This window comes from Croceitalea rosinachiae, assembly GCF_031846445.1.
GTDB classification, from domain to species: Bacteria; Bacteroidota; Bacteroidia; order Flavobacteriales; family Flavobacteriaceae; genus Croceitalea; species Croceitalea rosinachiae.
The window spans coordinates 859,737-874,340 of record NZ_JAVRHR010000001.1; the positions used below are offsets into that span (position 1 = coordinate 859,737).

Annotated in this window: 14 protein-coding genes; 6 read left to right on the plus strand and 8 right to left on the minus strand. The window is 37.9% G+C overall.

All coding sequences use genetic code 11. From position 1 onward, the window contains the following. Positions 1–128: 128 nt before the first annotated feature. From RM706_RS03955 to RM706_RS03980, 6 genes are all read left to right on the plus strand, one after another. Positions 129–797 (plus strand): succinate dehydrogenase cytochrome b subunit, encoded by a 669-nt coding sequence (locus RM706_RS03955; RefSeq protein WP_311349726.1) that lies wholly within the window; start codon positions 129–131, stop codon positions 795–797. Positions 798–799: 2 nt separating this feature from the next. Next, positions 800–2,803, plus strand: coding sequence for a fumarate reductase/succinate dehydrogenase flavoprotein subunit (locus RM706_RS03960; protein WP_311349727.1), 2,004 nt, complete (start codon positions 800–802; stop codon positions 2,801–2,803). 96 nt (positions 2,804–2,899) lie between these two features. After that, entirely contained in the window at positions 2,900–3,646 is a 747-nt protein-coding gene (locus RM706_RS03965) for a succinate dehydrogenase/fumarate reductase iron-sulfur subunit (protein ID WP_311349728.1), read from the plus strand. 78 nt (positions 3,647–3,724) lie between these two features. Further along, positions 3,725–4,387 (plus strand): hypothetical protein, encoded by a 663-nt coding sequence (locus tag RM706_RS03970; RefSeq protein WP_311349729.1) that lies wholly within the window; start codon positions 3,725–3,727, stop codon positions 4,385–4,387. After that, a complete protein-coding gene (locus RM706_RS03975) occupies positions 4,380–4,859 on the plus strand; it encodes a very short patch repair endonuclease (RefSeq protein ID WP_311349730.1) in 480 nt (159 codons plus the stop codon). The genes RM706_RS03970 and RM706_RS03975 overlap by 8 nt, the downstream gene beginning before the upstream one ends. Then, entirely contained in the window at positions 4,846–5,991 is a 1,146-nt protein-coding gene (locus RM706_RS03980; protein ID WP_311349731.1) for a methionine aminotransferase, read from the plus strand. Before RM706_RS03975 ends, RM706_RS03980 begins: the two co-directional genes overlap by 14 nt. Here the strand turns inward: RM706_RS03980 and RM706_RS03985 are convergent. The 8 genes from RM706_RS03985 to trhO all read right to left on the minus strand — a co-directional run bounded on the left by RM706_RS03985 (position 5,988) and on the right by trhO (position 14,486). Next, on the minus strand, positions 5,988–7,142 hold the full coding sequence (locus RM706_RS03985) for a serine hydrolase domain-containing protein (protein ID WP_311349732.1): 1,155 nt from the start codon (positions 7,140–7,142) through the stop codon (positions 5,988–5,990). The two genes, RM706_RS03980 and RM706_RS03985, sit on opposite strands and share 4 nt — an antisense overlap. A 1-nt stretch (position 7,143) precedes the next feature. Beyond that, positions 7,144–7,659 (minus strand): GNAT family N-acetyltransferase, encoded by a 516-nt coding sequence (locus RM706_RS03990; RefSeq protein ID WP_311349733.1) that lies wholly within the window; start codon positions 7,657–7,659, stop codon positions 7,144–7,146. Positions 7,660–7,997: 338 nt separating this feature from the next. Next, a complete protein-coding gene (locus RM706_RS03995; RefSeq protein WP_311349734.1) occupies positions 7,998–8,651 on the minus strand; it encodes a CoA transferase subunit B in 654 nt (217 codons plus the stop codon). Beyond that, entirely contained in the window at positions 8,652–9,350 is a 699-nt protein-coding gene (locus RM706_RS04000) for a CoA transferase subunit A (protein ID WP_311349735.1), read from the minus strand. A gap of 14 nt (positions 9,351–9,364) precedes the next feature. Beyond that, positions 9,365–11,698: a penicillin-binding protein 1A gene (locus RM706_RS04005; protein ID WP_311349736.1), complete on the minus strand. Its 2,334-nt coding sequence runs from the start codon at positions 11,696–11,698 to the stop codon at positions 9,365–9,367. Next, on the minus strand, positions 11,698–12,186 hold the full coding sequence (locus RM706_RS04010) for a gliding motility lipoprotein GldH (protein WP_311349737.1): 489 nt from the start codon (positions 12,184–12,186) through the stop codon (positions 11,698–11,700). The genes RM706_RS04005 and RM706_RS04010 overlap by 1 nt, the downstream gene beginning before the upstream one ends. Then, complete coding sequence (locus RM706_RS04015) at positions 12,179–13,351, minus strand: PSP1 domain-containing protein (protein WP_311349738.1); 1,173 nt, start codon at positions 13,349–13,351, stop codon at positions 12,179–12,181. Before RM706_RS04015 ends, RM706_RS04010 begins: the two co-directional genes overlap by 8 nt. 103 nt (positions 13,352–13,454) lie before the next feature. Beyond that, positions 13,455–14,486, minus strand: coding sequence for an oxygen-dependent tRNA uridine(34) hydroxylase TrhO (gene trhO, locus RM706_RS04020; RefSeq protein WP_311349739.1), 1,032 nt, complete (start codon positions 14,484–14,486; stop codon positions 13,455–13,457). Positions 14,487–14,604: the final 118 nt, after the last annotated feature.

The window sequence follows — 14,604 nt, forward strand, 5'->3', positions numbered from 1 at the left end:
TATATAAAGGCTTTACTCAAACGTTTTCTTTACTTGCTTATAATGTTTCTAAATAAGCTGGATTGCCTTGTTGAAAGCTTGTTAAAAACTAGCCTGTGCTTTAAATTTGTTGGCAAAACCAAATACTAATGAGTGGATTGATAAAATCTTCACTTGCTCGAAAAGTAGTAATGGCACTTTCAGGGCTTTTTTTAGTGATTTTTCTTGTATTGCACGTTACCATTAACCTTGCCTCGGTAATTTCACCTGATTTTTTCAATGAAGCTTCACATTTTATGGGTTACAACCCCATAATTCAATATGCCATGCAACCAATTTTGATTATTGGAGTCATTGTTCATTTTGTCATGGGCTTTGTGCTCGAGGCTCAAAATAGAGCGGCTCGGGGCATTAGCTATGCAAAATATCAAGGTAGTGCTAATGCGCCCTGGGTATCACGTAATATGATATATTCCGGTTTGGTTATTCTTGCTTTCTTAGGATTGCATTTTTATGATTTCTGGGTTCATGAAATGGCCTATAAATATATTGAAGCGAATCCTGAAGACCCAACTCGTTACTATGCGGAGACCGTAGAAAAATTCGCCCCTTTTTGGAGAACTATTATTTATGTAGTTTCTTTTATATTGCTGAGCCTTCACTTATGGCACGGTTTTCAATCGTCATTCCAGAGCATGGGTGTTAACAACAAATACACTCCGGCAATAAAATCTTTTACAAAACTATTCGCCGTGGTTGTTCCTTTGGCTTTTGCATTTATTGCTATATACCACCACCTTAACCCAATTACACATTAATTATGGGAATATTGGATTCTAAAGTTCCATCTGGCCCATTGGCCGATAAATGGACAAAACATAAAAACGAAATTGACTTGGTCAATCCGGCCAATAAACGAAATATTGACATCATTGTTGTTGGCACTGGTCTTGCTGGTGGCTCAGCTGCGGCTACTTTAGCTGAGTTAGGTTATAATGTAAAAACGTTTTGTTATCAAGATTCTCCAAGACGCGCCCACTCTATTGCTGCACAAGGTGGGGTCAATGCCGCCAAAAACTATCAAGGTGATGGCGATAGTGTTTACCGTTTATTTTACGATACTATCAAAGGTGGTGATTATCGTTCTAGAGAAGCCAATGTGCATCGCTTGGCCGAAGTTTCAACAAGTATCATTGATCAGTGTGTGGCTCAAGGAGTCCCTTTCGCGCGTGAATATGGCGGTCTTTTAGACAACCGCTCTTTTGGTGGGGTTTTGGTTTCAAGAACTTTTTATGCTAAAGGCCAAACTGGACAACAACTTTTACTTGGAGCTTATGCTGCAATGAACCGTCAAATACAACGTGGAAAAATCAAATCGTACACACGACATGAAATGTTGGATTTGGTTTTGGTAGACGGAAAAGCAAGAGGGATTATTGCTCGAAACTTGGTGACCGGCGAAATCGAAAGACATTCAGGTCATGCCGTGGTTTTGGCCACAGGCGGATACGGAAACCTGTTTTACCTTTCCACCTATTGTATGGGTGCCAATGTAATGGCAGCTTGGAAAGCACATAAACGTGGTGCTCATTTTGCAAATCCATGTTTTACCCAAATTCACCCAACCTGTATTCCTGTTTCAGGTGACCATCAGTCGAAATTAACTTTGATGTCAGAATCATTGCGTAATGATGGTCGTATTTGGGTTCCTAAAAATATTAATGATGCAAAAGCCATTCAACAAGGAAAACTAAAACCGACCGAACTAAAGGAAGAAGATCGCGATTACTATCTGGAACGCCGTTATCCTGCCTTTGGAAATTTGGTGCCTCGCGATGTAGCTTCAAGAGCTGCAAAAGAACGTTGTGATGCCGGTTTTGGTGTAAATAAAACGGGAGAGGCCGTTTATTTAGACTTTTCGGCTGCCATAATGCGTTATGGTCGCGAAAAAGCGTTGACTTCAGGCATGAAAAATCCTGATGACAATACAATCCGAGAATTAGGAGAAAAAGTGGTCGAGGCCAAATATGGAAACCTATTTCAGATGTATGAAAAAATTGTAGATCAAAATCCGTACAAAACCCCGATGATGATTTATCCGGCCGTTCATTACACGATGGGAGGTCTTTGGGTTGATTATAATCTACAAACTACCATTCCAGGTTGTTATGCCGCTGGCGAAGCCAATTTTAGTGATCATGGCGCCAACCGATTGGGTGCTTCTGCTTTAATGCAAGGTCTGGCAGATGGTTATTTTGTGTTACCATATACCATTGGTGACCAATTATCACATGATATTAGAACAGGGCCCATCTCAACTGAAAGTCCTGAATTCGATAAGGCGGAACAAAATGTTCGAGATAGAATTTCAAAACTAATGTCAGCAAAGGGTGTTAATTCTGTTGATTATTACCACAAGAAATTGGGTAAAATCATGTGGAATAAATGTGGGATGGCGAGAAATGAAAAAGGCTTAAAAGAAGCCATGAAAGAAATAGCTGAATTACGCGCTGATTTTTGGGAAAATGTAAAAATACCTGGTGAGGCCGATGCTAAAAACCAAGAATTGGAAAAAGCTGGTCGAGTGGCGGACTTTTTAGAATTAGGCGAGTTATTTGCTAAAGATGCCCTCGAAAGAAATGAATCTTGTGGAGGTCATTTTAGAGAAGAATATCAAACCCCAGAAGGAGAGGCCCTGCGTGATGATGAAAATTTCAAATTTGTTTCTGCATGGGAATATAATCCTGAACCAAGTAAGGCTAAGCTCCATAAAGAAGATTTAGTCTATGAAAACATTAAATTAAAAACACGCTCTTACAAATAATATTGCTATGAAATGAGCCACTCTTAAGTTCTCAATCTTTGAATTTGGGTTATTGGCGAATTACATCTGACATATTTAAAACTTAAAAAATTACAGATGAAATTATATTTAAAGATTTGGCGTCAAAAAAATGCTTCCTCTAAAGGAAGCATGGTCAACTATACACTTGACAATGTTGAAAGCGATATGTCTTTTTTAGAAATGCTCGACATTCTAAATGAAGATTTAATTGCTAAAGGTGAAGAAGCCATCGAGTTTGACCATGACTGTAGAGAAGGCATATGTGGTACTTGTTCGTTAATGATCAACGGCCGCCCCCATGGACCAGATTCTCTCATTACGGTTTGCCAATTGCATATGCGCAGTTTTAATGATGGTGATACCATTGTTATTGAACCATGGAGAGCAAAGGCTTTTCCAGTAATTAAAGATTTAATTGTAGACAGAACTGCATTCGATAGAATACAACAAGCTGGGGGTTATATTTCAGTAAACACCTCTGGTCGCCCAGTAGACGCAAACGCAATCCCTATTGAAAAGGATGCTGCTGATGCTTCATTCAATGCAGCCACCTGCATCGGTTGTGGTGCCTGCGTTGCAGCGTGCAAAAATGCCAGCGCTATGTTATTCACTTCAGCTAAAGTTTCACAGTTCGCCCTATTGCCACAAGGCCAGGTAGAAGCCGCAGACCGCGTATTGAACATGGTGAAACAAATGGACCTGGAAGGGTTTGGTAACTGTACCAATACTGGTGCATGCGAAGTAGAGTGCCCTAAAGGAATTTCGTTGGAGAATATTGCACGAATGAATCGTGAGTATTTGGCTGCGAGCGTTAAAGGGTAATCCCTCATAACGAATAATCATGAAACCTATCACTTTTTTGTGATGGGTTTTTTATATTTAATTCGAAACTGATTGGTTATGAAGCGCTCGAATAATTTTTTACTTTCTCTTTTCATCTTTGCCACCTATTTGGGCTATGCGCAGCTCGATAATGGCTCTGTTTTTGGCTTACCGTATGCCTCCCTTTCTGAAATTACTGCCATAACCGATGCTCAACAGGGTTCCTTGGCCTATGCAAGCGATACTAATAAGGTTTACAAATTTGATGGTACATCATGGGAAGAAATTGCCAACAATAACAATCCAAATGTTTATATGGGGACTTTCATAATTTCAGCAACAGGAACTCAAACCATTTCTGGATTGCCTTTTCAGCCAACGCAAATAAGTTTTGTCGCAAATGCTAATGTTGAAACTTTAAACCTGAATTCTGACAACGGCACTCGCAATAACGAATCTGGCTTGCCTAACTCGTTTGGAACAACAAACGGCTTTGCCCGAAATGATAGTGGTAGTATTGTGCAACAAACAATTTTTATCGGTGCGTCTGGTAATTCCATTAATGACATTTCTAGGTATGCCTCAAGTAGTCATTGCATTGGTATTCGCTACGGAAATCAAAATGGTGATCTTTTAGGGTTAACAACAGCTACCCTAACTTCATTTAACGTTGACGGATTTACCATTAATGTTGATAATCTCGCTGATAATACCGTGGTCATCTATCATGCTTATGACTGATTATCCAAATCAAGAAGAACGTATCAAAGTACCCCGATTCAATGAAGAATCTGGGTTTTATACTACTCCAAAACGTTCTAAGATAATGAGCAAAATTCGCTGTAAGAATACCAAGCCTGAATTGGTGTTTCGCAAGGCGCTTTGGGCTGCTGGTTATCGTTATAGAATCGATTATAAAAAACTTATTGGAAAACCAGACATCCTTTTAAAAAAGTATAAAACCGCAATTTTTATAGATGGAGAATTCTGGCATGGTCATAATTGGGAGGAGCGAAAAGCCAAAATAAAGACCAACCGTGAATTTTGGATACCAAAAATTGAACGAAATATTCAACGCGATCAAGAAGTGAATGCCGAATTAAAGGGAATGGGCTATACCATATTTCGATTTTGGGAAAAAGAGGTCTATAAAAACCTTGAGGAATGTTTAAATTCGGTTATTGAGCATTTAACGTCTTATGAATTTAATTGAATCAAAACTACCCAAAGTAGGAACTACCATTTTTACTACTATGGGAAAATTGGCATATCAATATGATGCCGTAAATCTCTCTCAAGGGTTCCCAAACTTCAATGCGGACTCCAAATTGCTTAAGCTGGTACAAGAAGCTATTTCAGAAGGTTACAATCAATATGCTCCCATGCAAGGTATTTATTCACTGCGCGAAATTATTTCTGAGAAAATTGAGAACCTCTATGGGCACAGCTATAATCCAGAAAATGAAATCACCATAACTGCTAGTGCTACTCAAGGTATTTTTACGGCGATTTCGACATTTGTAAAGCCCAACGATGAAGTTATCATATTTAAGCCAGCATATGATTGTTATGAGCCCGCCATTACACTCTGCGGCGGAGTCATTGTGCCCATTCAATTGCTAGATGCGGATTTCAAAATTGATTGGGAAAATTTCAAAGCCGCTATTACCCCAAAGACCAAAATGGTCATTATCAATACACCGCATAACCCCACTGGAACAATTCTTTCGGAACAAGATATGTTGAAGCTTCAGTATATCCTAGAGGATACCAATATCATTTTGCTAAGTGATGAAGTTTATGAACATCTGGTTTTTGATGGCAAGACCCATGAAAGTGCAGCTAAATTTCAAGGCTTAGCTTCAAGGAGTATTCTTTGTGCTTCTTTTGGAAAGACTTTTCATGTCACCGGCTGGAAAATGGGATATTGCGCAGCACCGAAAGAGCTCATGTTGGAATTTAGAAAAGTCCACCAATATGTCGTATTCTGCGTAAACCATCCTGTGCAACACGGTGTTGCGCAATACCTAAAAAACCCAAAAAACTATATAGGGTTAAATACGTTTTATCAGCAAAAAAGGGATTATTTTTTAAATGCAATCCAAAATTCTCGTTTCAAAATCAGTCCATGTACAGGTACCTATTTTCAAATTTTAGATTATTCTTCTATTACGGATGAAAACGATATTTCTTTCGCTGAAAGATTAATAAAAGAATACAAGATTGCGAGCATTCCCATATCTGTCTTTAACCTAGACAATCAAGATAATAAACAACTACGATTTTGCTTTGCCAAAACAGAGGAAACGTTAGACAAAGCAGCCGAAATTTTAAATAGGATTTAATCTATTGCGTCGTTGACCAAACCCATAAACTCTGCAATTTTATTAGGTTCTAGCCACCTAGTAACCACAACCAAATCATTTTCTTGATCAATTACAATAAAGTTACCTCCAAACCCTGCTGCATAGTAAATATTTTCAGATAGTCCTTCCCAATGACGATTTCCCTTTTTGTTAAGCCACCACATATAACCATAGTTCACATTAGGTTTTGAGGGTTTTATCGCCTTTTGAATCCATTCTTTAGAAATCAATTGGTCTTCCTTCCATTTACCATCATTCAAAAACAACATCCCAAAACGAGCCATATCTTCTGCTGAAATAAATAACCCAGCACCAGAATGCCCCCCCCCAGTCACCGATTTCATTTTTATACCGTCAATTTCCGTCCAAGCATGATTGTAACCATGCCAGCGCCAAGTAGTAGAAGCGCCTATTTTATCCATAATATGTTCTTTTAATACTATGGGCATTGGCTTACGCCATACATGGGTTAAACTATAGGCCAATACATTTACACGTACATCGTTATATTCCATAACAGTACCTGGTTCTTTTGGCCTTTCAAATTTCCAGTCATGGACCCCACCTTCTCGTGGAGGTCTGTCCGCCCAATCTTTTCCACCCCACAATTCACCTGACCAAGCCGAGTTTTGCTGAAGTAAATGCTCCCAAGTGATTTTTGAATTGTGTTCCCCGTCAAAGGTACCATCCCAGATATAATCCCCCACTCTGTCATCAATATCCTTAATTAATCCCTGGTCTTCTGCCAGTCCTGCCATTGTGCTCAGAAAACTCTTGGTAACACTAAAAGTCATATCCACTCTTTTTGTATCCCCCCAAGAGGTCACCAAATACCCATTCTTCAAAATCATGCCAGCTGGACCTCCTCGTTTTTTAGTAGGTCCAAGAATTTTATGAAAAGGTTCTCTTTCAAACCCTTTTAAAATGGCAATACGTAAATCTCTTGACCCTGAATACTCATTGTCCTTGGCAAATCGCACGGCTTCTTCCAGCGCTATCTGATTAAAAGAATTACTGGCTTCAACCTTCGTCGCCCAATTGCTATTTCTTTCAGGAAAATAATACGCTTGGCTATTCCCAAAATTGAAAAACAGCAATCCAACTACTAATAAAAACAAATACCTTTTCATTTTATAATTCTTTTCTCATTAACCAATCCGTTTGCTCATCGTTGCCAATTAAATAAGGGTGCGTGCCAAACTTTTTAAATTTATGTTTCTGATACCATTTAATAGCTCGTTCATTCTGTTCCCAAACCCCAAGCCAAATATATGTTTTGCTTTTCTGTTTTGCTAAAGCAAAGACCTTTTCTAAAATCTTTAGGCCAATTTTACTCCCTTGATATCTCTCAATAACATATATCCTTTCTAATTCAAGCCCATTACTTTCTTTAAGTTCACTCTGAGCTCCAAACTCATTGATTTTAAAATACCCCAACAGGTTTTTTTGATTATGAACGAAATAGAAATCAGAACCCTTATCTCTTAGTTGTTCAAGCAATACTTCTTTCGAAAATGCATGGGTGATGTAGTTTTTGAAATCTTTAGGGTCATTGTCCTTCTCAAAAGAACTTATGAATGTTTCTCTAGAAACCTTTATCAGTTGTTCTAAATCTTTTTCACTACAAAGTTTGAATGTAATTTCCACGTAAGTGATGAAAATACTAAAAATAAAAAAGGTCTGATATGTTTATCAGACCTTTTGTGTTTTTGTTGAGTTGTTTGGTTTATAACATAAATAGTTTTCTAACCAATCTCATAACGCCGCTGTAAAAATCATTGCGGTAAATCTGTATTTCTTCTTCTACAGATTCATGGTGAAATTCAGAAATCATTGACTCGAGGTTTTATAGGGTTAATTTGGGGAAAAATTTGATAACTACAAAATAACTTCATAAAAACCTGATACTAAACTTTTTGTTGTGAATATGATTCTTAATGTTGTGAATGAAACGAATGGTTTATTTTCATCGATAAAATAGCTATTTAAAGTTTCATTTCTGGTACATTAAGAATAGCTGTTAATTTACCTTCTGTAGCTTTTTGAATTTCTTCTACAGTAACGCCGGGAGCTCTTTCTAAAAGTAGAAAACCATCTTTTGTAACCTCTAAAACGGCCAAATTGGTGACTATTTTCTTTACGCAGCCGACTCCAGTAAGTGGCAAAGAACAACGTTTTAAAAGTTTGCTTTGTCCTGCTTTATTCGTATGCATCATGGCAACAATGATATTTTCAGCTGATGCTACCAAATCCATGGCTCCTCCCATACCTTTTACCATTTTACCCGGGATTTTCCAATTAGCGATATCTCCATTCTCGGCAACCTCCATGGCACCTAAAATGGTCAAATCAACATGCTTTCCTCTAATCATAGCAAAACTAGTAGCAGAATCAAAAAAAGAAGCTCCCGGCAAAGTGGTAATAGTCTGCTTGCCAGCATTGATAATATCTGCATCTTCTTCGCCTTCAAAAGGGAATGGGCCCATACCTAAAACTCCATTTTCACTCTGAAATTCAACACTGATGTCGTCACGTACAAAATTGGCCACCAAAGTAGGAATACCGATACCCAGGTTTACATAATAACCATCTTGAACTTCTTGAGCAATTCGTTTTGCAATTCCGTTTTTGTCTAACATTTATCTTGCTATTACGGTTCGTTGCTCTATTCTTTTTTCGTAATTAGTTCCTTGAAAGATGCGGTTTACAAAAATTCCTGGAATATGTATTTCATTTGGATCTAAACTTCCTACCGGCATTAACTCCTCAACCTCAGCAACAGTGATCGTGGCTGCACCACACATACAAGGATTAAAATTACGTGCCGTTCCTTTGAAAATTAAATTCCCGACGTCATCACCTTTCCAAGCCTTAACAAAGGAAAAATCTGCCTTAAAAGCGCGCTCCAATATATGCATTTTCCCATCGAACTCTCTAGTTTCTTTACCTTCAGCCACCTCGGTTCCATACCCTGCAGGAGTATAAAAAGCAGGAAACCCCGCTTGCGCAGCCCTGCATTTTTCAGCTAGAGTTCCTTGAGGGGTCAATTCCACTTCGAGTTCTCCACTCAACATTTGACGTTCAAATTCGTCATTCTCTCCGACATAAGAAGAAATCATTTTTTTTATTTGATGCTTCTGTAAAAGTAGTCCCAAACCAAAATCATCTACCCCGGCATTATTCGAAATACAGGTAATATCTTTTATTCCCGATGCTACCAATTCAGCAATCGCATTCTCAGGGATACCACAGAGGCCAAAACCTCCCAACATAAATGTCATTCCATCTTCCACTCCCTTTAAAGCAGCCGATGCATTAGAAACTGTTTTTTTTATCATGACACATTAGTATATTAGAAATCTAATTCATCTAAATCATCTTCTATATCCAATTCCTTTTTCATGTCTTCAATAATCTTGGTACAATCCACATTGATAGATAAATCTTCTGGTTCTTCAAAAGCATCCATTGAAATACCCAACTCTTCATTGGCATAATTTGCTTTCATGTATAAAGCCCATATTGGCAAGGCCATCGATGCTCCTTGACCATAAAGTAACCTATTAAAATGTATAGAACGGTCATCACCTCCTACCCATACTCCGGTAACAAGGTTTGGGACCATACCCATAAACCATCCATCGCTTTGATTTTGGGTGGTGCCCGTCTTACCGGCAATAGGATTGGTCAATTCATAAGGATATCCGGTCACAATTTCTTTGTAAACAGTCTGTTCCTTTGCAAAAGAATGACGAAGACGCCCACCTGAGCCATACTCAGTGACTCCTTCCATTAGGTTCACCATAGTATACGCTACGTCTTTGCTTAAAACATCTTTAGTCTCAGGAACGTACTCATACAATACCGTACCATTTTTATCTTCAATTCTTGTAATCATGACAGGTTTAACATAAACACCTTGATTTGCAAATGTGCCATAGGCCCCTACCATTTCATAAACATTTACATCTAAGGCCCCCAATGCGATGGAAGGTACTTCAAGAATCTCTCGAGAGAGCCCCATATTCTTTGCAATTGAAACTACCGAGCCTGGTCCAACCTCATCTATAAGCCTTGCTGTTACCGTATTGACTGAATTTGCCAAAGCATTTTTTAGAGTTTTGTTCTTGCCAGAATATTTTCCATCTGAATTTTTTGGGCACCATGCCTCCATATTTCCATGCTTTAAAGGCTCAATGCAGTATTGAGAGTCAGGTAAAGAGTCACATGGAGAATATCTCAACTGGTCAATGGCAGCTGCATAGACAAAAGGTTTAAAAGTTGAGCCAGCTTGTCGCGCCCCTTGAATCACATTATCGTATTGAAAGTGCTTGTAATCAACACCTCCAACCCAAGCTTTTACATGCCCCGTTTGTGGCTCCATAGACATCATGGCCGTGCGTAAAAAGGTCTTATAATATCTGATAGAATCTAGTGGGGTCATTATAGTATCTTTTTCATAAGAATCACTATTCCAATCAAAAACTATCATTTCTGTTTCTTTGTTAAACGATGATCTTATTTCATTTTCAGATTTCCCTTGACTTTTTAGCACCCTCCATCGATCTGATGTTTTCATGGCCCTTTCCATAATATTATCAATCTCAAAGGTTTCAAGATCTAAGAACGGAGTAGTCGGATTACGTTCTGGTGTGTTTTGAACAAAAAACTCAGTTTGTAGCCTTGACATATGTGCCTCTACAGCATCTTCTGCATTCTTTTGCATTCTAGAATCAAGCGTAGTGAAAATCTTTAATCCGTCTTTATAAATATTGTAGGTTTCACCATCTGGTTTCGGATTTGCTTTCACCCAGCGGTTCAACCAACGTTGCATATACATTCTAAAATAAGTCGCTAAGCCTTCACGATGCGATTCAGGATTATAATTTAGATTTAATGGCAGCTTTTGTAAAGAATCTTTCGTTTTTTGATCTAGATAGCCATACTTAGCCATTTGTGCAAGTACTACATTACGCCTATTTTTTGTTCCTTCTGGATTTCTGCTTGGACGTGGATTATACAATGACGAGTTCTTAAACATTCCAACAAGCATAGCAGATTCCTCAATTCGAAGTTCTTTAGGTTCTTTACCAAAATAAATACGGGAGGCAGAACGGATGCCATCAGCGTTATTGCCAAAATCGTAAATATTGAAATACATCCCTATAATTTCTTCTTTGGTATATTGGCGTTCTAAGCGCGTTGCCAATACCCATTCTTTAATTTTTTGGGTTACCGCTTGAAACTTGTTTCTAGAACGTACTCCTACGAAAAGCTGCCTCGCTAGTTGTTGTGAAATTGTACTTGCTCCACCTTTTGAACCCAAGTAAACAAATGCCCTTAAAGTCCCTCTAGCGTCAATACCGGCATGATTAAAAAAACGTGCATCTTCAGTTGCAACCAATGCATCAACTAAGTTTTTTGGTAAATCTTTATAGTCAACAGGGGTTCGGTTATCATCAAGATATAACTTCCCTAGAGTTGCCCCGTCTGATGCAATGAATTCTGTGGCCAAATTGGTTTCCGGGTTTTCTAAATATTCATATTCAGGCATTTCACCAAAAGCTCCCCATGAAGCTAATAGAAAGATTAATGCTGCCGCCAAAATGCCTGAACCAAATAAAATCCAGAACCATTTGATAAACTTAAAATTACTCTTCTTCTGTTTTTTTTTAGCCTGTGCCATTAGGGGAAGGGTGTTTTTTCAATTTGGAGACCAATGTCCGTAATACCTTTTAATTCTTGGATACCGCCAACAGCTCCATTTTTTCTCATAGCATGAGATATACTAAAATTATATACGCCAGAATCAGCAAAAACGATGTTTTCACGAAACCACAATTTACTTTCTTTGATGCTTCCCATGCCCTTGCCCAGCCATGAACCATCTGGTAGAGTCATTTCAAATTCTAAAGTATCTATAACTGTTTCTCCATTGGGAGACTCCATTTCTGTAATCAAAAACAGGTTGCTAAACTCATAAGAGTTATCATTTCTAACATTGATAAAAATATGATGTTTAGAAAGAGAGTCTGATGGTGAAAAATTGAAATTTAGCGTATTATCAGCTTTCCAAATACCATTGTTTAAGCTTTTATATTCTGAATGTTCCAAGTTGGTCTCACAAGCCTGGATTAAAAAAATAAATAGTATAAAGAAAATCTTATTAGCCATTTTTTGCAGTTGCTTTATGATTTTTTGACCTTCTTTTCTTATTGTTCCTTTTGTTATTGCGCTTTTTCTTTTTGGGTTTGTCAAATCGATTCAAGCTATCTTGACCGACTACGTTTTCAAAAACTAACTTTTCTTCAGAAATAGTCTCAACCACATATCCTTCTAGACTGGTGACTTTTTTATTTATCTTATTCAGTTCAAGTATTTCCAATACCTGGTCCTTATGGAGAGCATGCCAATTTGCAGGATCGTCCTTATATGAAAACCAAAGCATTTCCTTAAAAATATCTGCTTTTTGGCAAAAAGCCACTCCTTTTTCTGTTTGTAATTTGGAGTCTTGAGAAGGAAAATCTTTAAGTGCATCTAAGTACATATCCAGCTCATAATTGAGGCAGCATTTTAGCTTTCCACATTGACCAGCTAATTTTTGAGGGTTCAGTGCCAATTGTTGATATCTCGCAGATGCTGTACTTACCGATCTAAAATCTGTAAGCCAAGTAGAGCAACATAACTCTCGCCCGCATGACCCGATTCCCCCAAGTCGCTGCGCTTCTTGTCTATACCCTATCTGACGCATTTCGATACGAATGCTAAAGGCCTTGGCCATATCTTTGATCAGTTGACGAAAATCAACGCGATCTTCTGCGGTATAGTAAAAAGTGGCCTTAGACCCATCCCCTTGAAATTCAACATCACTGAGTTTCATTTCTAGCTTTAATGCTATGGCAATTTCTCTAGAACGCTTTTGAATCTCAGGTTCTTTATCTCGACATTTCTGCCATATATCAATATCTCGTTGTGAGGCTTTTCTATAAATTTTTGGCAAATCCTTGTTGTCAAAAGCTACTTTTTTTCGCTTCATCTGAACTTTTACCAACTCTCCCGTTAAGGTTATCATGCCAACGTCATGGCCAGATTTTGCTTGAGTGGCGACAATGTCACCAATGGATAAAGAAAGGTTTTCCGTGTTTCTAAAGAATTCTTTTCTGCTATTCTTAAAACGGACTTCTACACAATCAAAGGGTTTTTGACCATTTGGAAGCGACATATTAGAAAGCCAATCGAAAACTGTAAGCTTGTTACAACCATCTGTGCCGCAAGTACCATTGTTCTTACATCCACGCGGCTGTCCATCCTTACCAGTTGAACAACTGCTACATCCCATATTATATATCTTGACTTAAGGAAGTTTTTGAACAAAATTCCTTAAAAAGGGTTCATATTTAACTCAATAGTAAAGATAGCATAATTTAAGTTGTTGCTAAATGTTACTTTTTAAACTTTAGTACCTCTGAACGCCCTTTCTTAAATATTTTATTGCTCGCATGCTTTCCTTTTCTAAGCTTTTTCTGTTCTTCAAAAGGGAGCTCATGAATCTCTTTACAACTATCAGAGCAACAATTGTTCATGGTTTCTGCGCAACTTTCGCATTGGATAAAAAGAAGATGACATGCTTCATTTGCGCAGTTAACATGAGTATCACAAGGGCTGCCACATTGATGACAACTCGCAATGATGTCATCAGAAATTCGTTCACCACGCCGGTGATCAAAAACAAAGTTTTTGCCTAAAAATTTATTTTCCAGATTTTTTGTGTTAACCTGTCGGGTATATTCAATGATACCACCTTCTAGCTGGTATACTTGTTTAAAGCCTTTATGTTTGTAATAGGCGCTTGCCTTCTCACAACGGATTCCACCAGTGCAATACATGACTAGTTTTTTATTCTCTTTATGGTCAGCCAAATCTTCTTCAATAATATCAAGAGAGTCTCGAAACGTATCAACATCAGGGGTAATGGCATTCTTAAAATGTCCTATTTCACTTTCATAATGATTGCGCATATCAACCAAAATAGTATCTGGATCTTCAATTAGTTCATTGAATTTCGCGGCATTTACATGAACACCTTTATTGGTAACATCAAAAGTTTCATCATTTAAACCGTCAGCAACAATTTTATGCCTGATCTTAACTTTTAATTTTAAGAATGATTTGTTGTCTTGCTCGATAGCAATATTCAGTCTAACGTTCTCCAAAAAAGAAATACTATCCAAATGGGTTTTGAAAATTTCAAAATTTTCGGCTGGTATAGACAGCTGGGCATTTATACCTTCATGAGCAATATAAATCCTGCCAAGAACAGCCATTTGATCCCAATGAATAAATAGATGATTTCTAAAAATTTGTGTGTTTTTGATGTGCGCATATGCATAGAAAGAGATTGTAAGACGTTCTTGGCCCGCTTGCTCAATGAGTTTTGCCCTTTCTTTCGCACTTAATGTATTGTACAGTTGCATGCTATACCAATAGTTTAAGTTGAAAATAAATTACCCTACAAAAATAGACATTAAAATAAAAAGGCATCCTGGGGAGGATGCCTTATGACCACTATTTTTCCTTTTCATAGATAAAAGT